This is a genomic window from Natronolimnobius sp. AArcel1, from assembly GCF_011043775.1.
Classification (GTDB): Archaea; Halobacteriota; Halobacteria; order Halobacteriales; family Natrialbaceae; genus Natronolimnobius.
Genome location: NZ_JAAKXY010000014.1, coordinates 1 through 8,161, shown reverse-complemented (window position 1 = coordinate 8,161; position 8,161 = coordinate 1). Strand labels below are relative to the sequence as shown.

Sequence of the window (8,161 nt, the reverse complement as noted above, 5' to 3'; positions counted from 1 at the left end):
TCCGCTCACGCTCCCAAGCTTCATCAAATTCCGCCGCGTATGACTCGCTGAGCAGGTCTGCGAGCTGCATGATCAAACCAACTCTACGACCTGCTCACTTCTCAAACCACGCTAACTAGACGGTGCCGATACACATTAAATATCATCCTATTTATCATTCCTCAGTTTCAGTTCTTTCTATGATTTCTAGTCTTACTATGTCCTCTTCTAACAACAACACGCCGGACCCACCCTCTATCCAACTACCACTATGTTTGTCTAACCAGATTGGATCATAGAGATGAATTTCCTTAGGATTTTCAGCACGACTGTACTCAAGAATTTGACCCTTTACTAATTCATCGTCTGAGGTGAGAATTTGCACAGCCGAACGCTCTTGGGTCGCTTTCTTTAGTACACCTTCCCAGGGTTGCCAAGGATTCCGTCGGATTTCTCTGTCACCCCACATTCTTTTGCGGATTAAACCAGGGATATCGTAAATGATCGTCCAAGAAAAAATAGCTCCGATAACAATGGTTACAACTCCTAATAAACCAACATACTCTGGATGGAACCGATTGCTAAAAAAGACGCTGTCTATTCCTTGTGGTGAAGATATTTGATGACCCAGCAATTCTACAACCGTGAGAAATATACTATCAATGATTCCACTCAAAACCAGACACAGAATAATAAACTTAGAGTTGGAAATCTCTTTTTCAATTACACCGATAGAAATCGCCATATATGCAGCAACGAATCCTGGTACAATCAATAAAAGACTGATAAGGAGGTTCTCGGGTGACAAGGGTTGCATCTATTCGTCTGAATTATTTCTCTCTTGTCTTGCCCGACGTTCCCCTGTCGATCGACCCTCACTACGGAATCTCGCCGGAATATAGCCGTCGTCGTATTCAATTGTTTTTGGTCGATCTTCGTCGTTTGATTCAGCCGATTTTTGGAAGAATCCTTCTCCAAGAGCCTCTGATAGTTCACTTTTACGCACTTCACTATCTCCAGTCATCTCTTTCTTATCGTCCGTGTTGTTATTGTTTTCAGTCATTGTCTTTGAATTTCCAGCCGTCTTCAGTCATATAGGGCGATTCACTATATCCTACCTCCTGCCAAAGTGGACGCAATAGCGGTGTTATTTGTTTTCGAGTGTTTTCCTCTGTAACCGATACTACGGGTGTTTCGATAAATGAGGTTTTGATCTCATGGTGTCTACCAAAATCTCCAATTCTCGGAGTGTAAACACCATCAAAGCCAAGATATGTGACTGTTGCTAATATAATATCATCATTCGGTTCAGCAACCTTTTCAAAATATGATGTGACAAGCTGGGTCATTGATCTTTCAAGTACTTCTGTCTGGATCGTTAACTTATCCCGTTGTTCATATACCAGATCAGTGCTGATCGCTTCAACAACACCCGTTCGATCAATCCATGTACATGCAAATTGGTCGCTCTTGGTTGACTTTGTTGCTTTAGCACCTCTCGAGCATAGATTCAGATGGTCTGAAACATTTGAATAGGGAGATCGCTTTAGAACCGGAAACTTAGTGGAGGAATCCACAAACTCGGCAACATCAACTTGGTCCTCAAGATACGGTCCAAGAGCATCTACCGTTGCAATATGGGTAAGAATAATTCCTTTATCATCTCCATTGATCTCAAACCCTTCATCGTCTATCCGGTCTATCCTTCGATAATGATAATCTCGCAGTACCTCGTGTGGTTCGATTGCACTAGAGCGTGCATCGAAAAGGTCTGTGATTGGCCTAGTATCCATTCCTTATCACATTGGAACTGAGTATTCTTAATAATTTCCAGACCGTGGTGAAAGTGAACTCAGACGCCATCTAACCCCTATTTCGTATGGATCACTGGAGATCTGCTGTGCGGAGGTGGGGCGGGGGCGGTGTATTTTTTCGGCTTTGTCCCCTTGGGGACACCGAAGAGACGTGGTGGTTGATCTGACCCCTTGACCTTTCCACTAGTCACTCGTCAGCAATGATAATTTCGTCAGTGTCTTCAGAGTCTTCGTTATCCTCGAGGGCCAGGATTGCGTCTCTGACTTCTTCGGAGGTAGCTTCTTTCATTCTCGGATCGCTACCCAATTTGATGTTAGCCAGCACCAATAACATCGCCACCAGATTCTGGGCCAGAAAATTTGATTCCACTATTATAAGATAGATCGTTGTTCAGCGATCTCGTTTCTTGTAGATCAACTGGAGATGGTGGAGTAGGACAGGGATTTGATTTCGTGTTGGTAGACACACTCTATGAGCCTCGTCTCGAGGCGGTAGTCAGATTTCGGTCCGCGATTGTTGTTGATTTTGGGGAGTAGAATTAAGCAACAGCATATCGAATTGACTGTTAGTAGGTGATCAGACAGATGTCCTTGGCGACTGATCCTCGTCCGCCGCTGCCTGAGTGGGTGTTGGAGGCATACGACGTTCTTGTCGATGCGATCACCCAGCAAGGACGCGGTGAGGACAATTGTCGGGTTCCAGCAATTCAGCGCGATGGTGCCATTTCGGTATTATTGTCAACCAATGAGTTAGACCTCGAGCAGGGAGATGCTGAGTACGCAGTGACACGGCTAGTCGAGCGTGGCTATCTCTATGAAGTGAACGAAGAACTTCGAATCACAACGGTTGCTGAAGGCGAAATCTGAGTTTCAGACACAATCTTCATCGAAAGCTTGATGCACTAACTACTAGCCACTATCATCTTTCATTAATTACTTGGTCTCAGATAGATACAGAACCAGTATGTACGATCTCACAGGCTTCCAGCGCGATCTCTTGTACACTGTTGCCGGCCAAGACGAACCACACGGGCTCGCGATCAAAGACGAACTCGAGGACTACTATGAAAAAGAGATCCACCACGGACGACTGTACCCAAACCTCGACACAATCGTCGATAAGGGCCTCGTCGAGAAAGGCCAGGAAGACCGTCGGACGAACTTCTACACACTAACCAAACGTGGTCAGCGTGAGATCGAAGCCCGCCGTGAGTGGGAAGATCAATACGTCGAGGACCTGCTCGAGAGCGAATAACGCGCTTTTCGGATTCATTCTCCCAGAAGATATAGCTCGTCTTTCTTATACCAAGTGTGTTAAAAATAATAGTGTGAACGATAGACGCTCCCCGGAACACGGTCGACACGGTCTGGATCGTCGAGCATTCCTTGCTGCCAGTGCTGTGAGTACAGTCGCAGTCACGGGGTGTTTGGGTTCTGACAATGGTGTCAAAGAAATTGAAGACTGGCACGACCTCAATGCCGTCCGCGACGAGGACCCTGCCATCGATGAATACGTTCTGATCACCAACTTTGATGAGGCAACCGCAGGCTACGACGAACACGTCGGCAATTCTGATGGGGGCTGGCTCTCGATTGGGAACCGGCCGTCCGGCAATGCTACGTCGGCATTCAACCGCACGTTTGACGGAAACGGCCACGAAATTGCTGACCTGAAGATTGACCGCCGGTGGACATCGCATGTAGGGATGGGGCTCTTCAGTTGGAATATGGGGACAATCAAGAATATCACAGTCACCAACGCCGATATTACGGGCGAGCGTAATGTCGGCGGCCTCGTCGGGAGGAACGAGGAGGGAGAAGTGTTGGAGTCATCTGTGTGTGAAGCCAATATCACGGGCGAGCGTAATGTTGGCGGCCTAGTTGGGGAGAACAGAGACGGAGAAGTGTTGGAGTCGTTTACGTGTGCGGCCGATATCACTGGTGAGACCTCGGTCGGCGGTTTCGTCGGGCGGAACACCGGTGAGGTGTTGGAATCGTGGGCTGGTGGTGACGTGACTGGTGAAGACCAGGTCGGCGGTTTCGTTGGAGCGAACGCCGGAGGCGAGGTGGTTAAATCGTGGGCTGCCGTCGATGTGATTGGCGACGATACTATTGGCGGATTCGTCGGGGAGCAAGACGCTGTGGTATCTGCGGGCTACTGGGACACCGAGGCGACGGGTCAGACGGACGGAGTCGGAGACGGCGAGAGCGACCGAAATGTGGTTGGGCTGTCAACCGACGAGATGCAAGATGAGAGGGCTGCGGAGAACATGAACACGCTAGATTTTGAGGAAACGTGGGTTACCCAAGCTGATCCCGATGGCTTCCCAGTGTTGCAGTGGCTCAACGACGATAACGGGAAGACGGACGCTACGTGAGTCACGCTGACTGCCCCACTAACTACTTGGTGCTGCATCCACTCTCGTATCGCCAATTGTAACAACTGATCACAGATCAGTTCTGTTCTTGTGAAGCCGTCCTGCGAGGCGTTCCCTCTCGAGCAGTGGATCTGAGCCGAACTCAACCGTCATCACACCGCTTTCTATCTCTCGAGGATCTCGAGAAGCGCATCTCTGTGCGCTCGGATCGTTTTCGGGGACGTGTTCGAGACCGCGGCGAGTTCCTGTTGTGTGACCTGCCAGCCACGTTCTTGGCCCGCTCTGTACAGACAGGCCGCAGCGAATCCCTGTGGGTGACGGCCAGTCGTGATTCGGGCCTCCGTTCCAAGTGCCGCCAACTCGAGTGCTTGATGTTGGACGTCGTTTGGAACGCCCAGTTCGCTTGCGAGTCGTGGAAGAACGCTCCGGGGCTGTGGAACGACAGTAGGAAGTTCCAAATCGGTGTTCATCGCTGCGTACGCACACTCGAGACGAGACTGTGAACACACCGCGACATGACTGATCTGCTCGAGGGTTCGTCCGAGTCCGTTACACCGACAGACTGCGTAGACGCTTGCCGCTGCGATGCTCTCGAGTGATCGTCCATGACAGAGGTCTCGGTTCTGGGCTTGTCGAAAGAGTGCACACGCCTGTTCACGAAGAGTGTCTGCTAACCCGAGCGCACCGATGATGCGACGAACTTCTCCAAGCCCAGTTGCAAGATTCCGCTCGCGTTTCGAGCGCCACTGACTCCGCCGATGTTCCCGCCGCATGCGAGCTAGTTGGCGTCGCTTCTTGCCTGAAATCTTGTTCCCGTATCCATCCCTGTTCCAGCCAATCTCGGTTGACAGCCCTCGGTCGTGTCTCCGTTCTGTGAGCGCAGCACCAGTTCGGCGCCGACTCGAGTCCGCATCTGAGGCGAACCACTCTGGACCCCGGTCAAGTTGATCTTCGTCGACGATCAAGCCACACGTTCGACAGCGCGTTTCGCGATCCGCTGTGACAAGTTGTCCACGACACTCTGGACACGACGATTCTGGTTGCGACTCTTGCGTTGTCTCTCGGGCGATGCGACTGCTGGATGTCTTGTTTGTAGCCATCTTGATTCCGACGAGGCAGTGATTTGGTTGCCCCGTCGCCCCTCCTCGGGGTGACAAAACTCCCGGAGAGAGTAGTGACCTCCTTGGAAAGGCCTACTCAATAGAGAGTTCTACAAGCTTCTCTGGAAGACTTTGGAGTCGAGTTTCGAGGACTGATAGCGGATGAGCATCTAGAAACGCAGCTTCTTTTCGATCCACACTTCCATCCGGATAATCAATCTGGAAGTGACATTGACCTAACTCCGGGTGAGTATTGTCCTGATGCCATCCGCAGGAAAGACCACGTTCGTGTTCGACCCATTGAATCCAGTAATGGTTCCAGTCCTGCCGGAACACGAATTCGATTTCGACTCGAGCAGTCGTCGACGGATACGATTGCTCGAGAAACTGTACAATGTCAATGTTAGCATGAATCTCGCGGGGTCGATTTCTCGAGGGGAGATACTGGACATCAGAGAACTCCGACTGCGTACTCAGCCGCTGGTGAATTTGCCGATAGACACGCCGCTTGTCGTACGGATTCCCACCGCTAGTGAACCGTCCCATCCTAATCGGCGTGCTGAGGATGATTGGAGTCCGAAGCGTGACTCTGTGCCGAGAGGTCGTCGTACAACCCGAGAGCGTTCGTAATTAGCTGTCGGTGATGGGTATTCTCTTCCCAGTAAGTGATAACCTTTCGGCGATCTCGGATCTCCTCTGGCGAGAGTTCCTCGCCGAGCGATGCCTCGAGTTCCTCGAGGGAGTCAACACCGTACTTACGCTTCCAATCTGCAATCTCTGCGGCGATTGCTTCGAGTTCGTCTCGCAGTTCGTCTTTCGTATTCTCGACGACGAGTTCCTGGATGTGATCGAGATATGCGCGCATTGGATCGATTTTGTAACGCGTATCGCCATTGACTGTAACGCCAGTCAGTTGCCCAGCGTCGACAAGCGACTCGAGATGGGATTTCGCTGTTTCCCAGGACCCAACCTCTGCTTGCTCTTTGATCCAGTTTACCGACCGCGGCTCACGAAGTGTGAGGGCAACGGCTTCGATTCGGTCTCGAGCAGTCATACTTTCGGTCCAGTCATCCATAGTCTTGGGAATGGATACGGTCTCTCTATACTTATAGCTTGAGAGCGTTTCGTAATATCCGAGATCAAGAGGCTTAGCGAATGAACGTCCCATCTGGACCCGGAACAAGCCCAGTTCGGATCTCGAGGTCAACACGGCGCAGATGCTTACAGCCGCCGTCTGGCTGGCGTTGTTCGAAATCAGGGCAGGTGCACGTCTGTTTGTCGACGTCGACCTCGTACGTGTTCTCGCTTTCACTGACGACTTCGTAGCGTGATCCCGGTTGAGCGAAGTGGACGTCTATCGCTTCGGTGAGCGCACGTCGAGTTCGTGGCTCGTCAATTGAGTAGCCACCAGCCTCGAGGGGAGTTGCTGGTTGGGGCTCTTCGCAGGGAGTGGTAAACTCGTCGCGATGGTTTCGCTCGTGGCCGCAGTTCTTGCAGCGCCAGTACCGGGTTCGGTACTCGTAGCTGTCTGTGAGGTCGATGTCGTAAGGTGTTGTAGCTTTGCCAGGGAGCCACTCGTCGATTGCGACGAGTTCGTGCCCGTGTAGTCGGGCGATGTCACCTGGATAGCTCTGGGTTCGGTCGTTTGTGAATTCGTTGTCGGTCGACCGTTCTCGATGCGTCTCGCTCTGTGTCGATTGATCCGTACTCATCAGGAATCTCGAGGCACTCGAATTTGTGCCTCAGGCCTTTCAGGCACACAAAAACGTGGAGCGGTTGCTGTTCGGATCACTAGAAGTCAAAGAAACGTTTGAATCGATGGTGTGTGCGCAGTCTTCACTCAAACAAGGAATCTACAACAAATCGAGACGACCTCGTATCCCGAAAGAACTCGAATTACCGACTCGAGCAGCGAAAGCCCCTTTGAAACGCTGGGACCACCGAATCCGGTGAGTTCTTGGAGGTTCCTGTTCCCAAATTCAGTTGGCGGATTCTGGGCAAGAATTTCGAGGATGTCGTCCATTGCCTCATACCTGAATATTTGTCCGTCCGGTAGCGGTAACCGTACTTCTATCTCTACCGTCATGCCTGATATAACGGTTTACATCGCACGTAACAGTTATTTGTGTCGGGTTTGAGAGCGTCAAGAACGGTATAGAATGCTAATCGTTTCAATTTCGTTCTGGTTTTTCTATCGGTTGCAACCCGTTGATGATCGAAGCGAAATGGTCGGCACGGTCGAGTTTCAATCCCGTCTTGAGTTTTCTGTCGGTTGCAACCTCGCGAACGCGCTCGAGCACAGCATCGGCTCGCTGCTGTTTCAATCCCGTCCTGGGTTTTCTATCGGTTGCAACTCAGCCGGTACACCGGGAAAGGTAAACCCGTCTTGTTTCAATCCCGTCCTGGGTTTTCTATCGGTTGCAACCCTCTCCATCGAGGTCCTCGTCGAGCGTTTCGATCTGTTTCAATCCCGTCCTGGGTTTTCTATCGGTTGCAACACGGCACCTACGCGTTCGACGTTCCAGCAAGCGAGGTTTCAATCCCGTCCTGGGTTTTCTATCGGTTGCAACTCGTCTCCTTCGTAGATAAGTAGAACTCACCCGAGTTTCAATCCCGTCCTGGGTTTTCTATCGGTTGCAACCGATCGCTTTGACCAATCCCGTCGAGAGACCGCCCGGTTTCAATCCCGTCCTGGGTTTTCTATCGGTTGCAACGGAGGTTCGCCACTACGGCGCGGATGGCACGATCTGTTTCAATCCCGTCCTGGGTTTTCTATCGGTTGCAACAGTGGCGCGGGGTTTGACGAACACTACACTGACGGTTTCAATCCCGTCCTGGGTTTTCTATCGGTTGCAACCTGATGTTGCGATTTCATCGCACGTAGGTATGC

At 51.1% G+C, this 8,161-nt stretch carries 10 protein-coding genes, 1 pseudogene and 1 CRISPR repeat array; of the genes and pseudogenes, 3 read left to right on the top strand and 8 right to left on the bottom strand.

The features are described from left to right. From G6M89_RS22000 to G6M89_RS21985, 4 genes and pseudogenes are all read right to left on the bottom strand, one after another. Window positions 1–70: pseudogene (locus tag G6M89_RS22000) on the bottom strand (IS6 family transposase); the annotation flags it as partial. Window positions 71–154: 84 nt separating this feature from the next. Next, window positions 155–796 (bottom strand): DUF6338 family protein, encoded by a 642-nt coding sequence (locus G6M89_RS21995; protein WP_241175510.1) that lies wholly within the window; start codon window positions 794–796, stop codon window positions 155–157. After that, on the bottom strand, window positions 797–1,042 hold the full coding sequence (locus tag G6M89_RS21990) for a hypothetical protein (RefSeq protein WP_165164040.1): 246 nt from the start codon (window positions 1,040–1,042) through the stop codon (window positions 797–799). It lies immediately after the preceding gene. Continuing rightward, a complete protein-coding gene (locus tag G6M89_RS21985) occupies window positions 1,035–1,772 on the bottom strand; it encodes a hypothetical protein (RefSeq protein ID WP_165164039.1) in 738 nt (245 codons plus the stop codon). Before G6M89_RS21985 ends, G6M89_RS21990 begins: the two co-directional genes overlap by 8 nt. A gap of 606 nt (window positions 1,773–2,378) precedes the next feature. Here G6M89_RS21985 and G6M89_RS21980 point away from each other — a divergent pair. From G6M89_RS21980 to G6M89_RS21970, 3 genes are all read left to right on the top strand, one after another. Next, window positions 2,379–2,660, top strand: a complete 282-nt coding sequence (locus G6M89_RS21980) for a hypothetical protein (RefSeq protein WP_165164038.1) — start codon at window positions 2,379–2,381, stop codon at window positions 2,658–2,660. Window positions 2,661–2,757: 97 nt separating this feature from the next. Further along, window positions 2,758–3,048: a PadR family transcriptional regulator gene (locus tag G6M89_RS21975; protein ID WP_165164037.1), complete on the top strand. Its 291-nt coding sequence runs from the start codon at window positions 2,758–2,760 to the stop codon at window positions 3,046–3,048. A 172-nt stretch (window positions 3,049–3,220) separates the two neighbouring features. Then, window positions 3,221–4,171 (top strand): hypothetical protein, encoded by a 951-nt coding sequence (locus G6M89_RS21970; protein WP_165164036.1) that lies wholly within the window; start codon window positions 3,221–3,223, stop codon window positions 4,169–4,171. A gap of 164 nt (window positions 4,172–4,335) precedes the next feature. On the opposite strand, the gene G6M89_RS21965 is transcribed toward G6M89_RS21970, so the two are convergent. The 4 genes from G6M89_RS21965 to G6M89_RS21950 all read right to left on the bottom strand — a co-directional run bounded on the left by G6M89_RS21965 (window position 4,336) and on the right by G6M89_RS21950 (window position 7,357). Further along, on the bottom strand, window positions 4,336–5,271 hold the full coding sequence (locus tag G6M89_RS21965; RefSeq protein ID WP_165164035.1) for a transcription initiation factor IIB family protein: 936 nt from the start codon (window positions 5,269–5,271) through the stop codon (window positions 4,336–4,338). 547 nt (window positions 5,272–5,818) lie between these two features. Next, on the bottom strand, window positions 5,819–6,346 hold the full coding sequence (locus tag G6M89_RS21960) for a hypothetical protein (RefSeq protein WP_165164034.1): 528 nt from the start codon (window positions 6,344–6,346) through the stop codon (window positions 5,819–5,821). 73 nt (window positions 6,347–6,419) lie between these two features. Continuing rightward, window positions 6,420–6,983, bottom strand: coding sequence for a hypothetical protein (locus G6M89_RS21955; RefSeq protein ID WP_165164033.1), 564 nt, complete (start codon window positions 6,981–6,983; stop codon window positions 6,420–6,422). Window positions 6,984–7,111: 128 nt separating this feature from the next. Further along, window positions 7,112–7,357: a hypothetical protein gene (locus G6M89_RS21950; protein ID WP_206335676.1), complete on the bottom strand. Its 246-nt coding sequence runs from the start codon at window positions 7,355–7,357 to the stop codon at window positions 7,112–7,114. Between the two features lie 82 nt (window positions 7,358–7,439). Then, window positions 7,440–8,128: a CRISPR direct-repeat array (repeat unit 37 nt; unit sequence GTTTCAATCCCGTCCTGGGTTTTCTATCGGTTGCAAC). Between the last annotated feature and the right edge of the window lie 33 nt (window positions 8,129–8,161).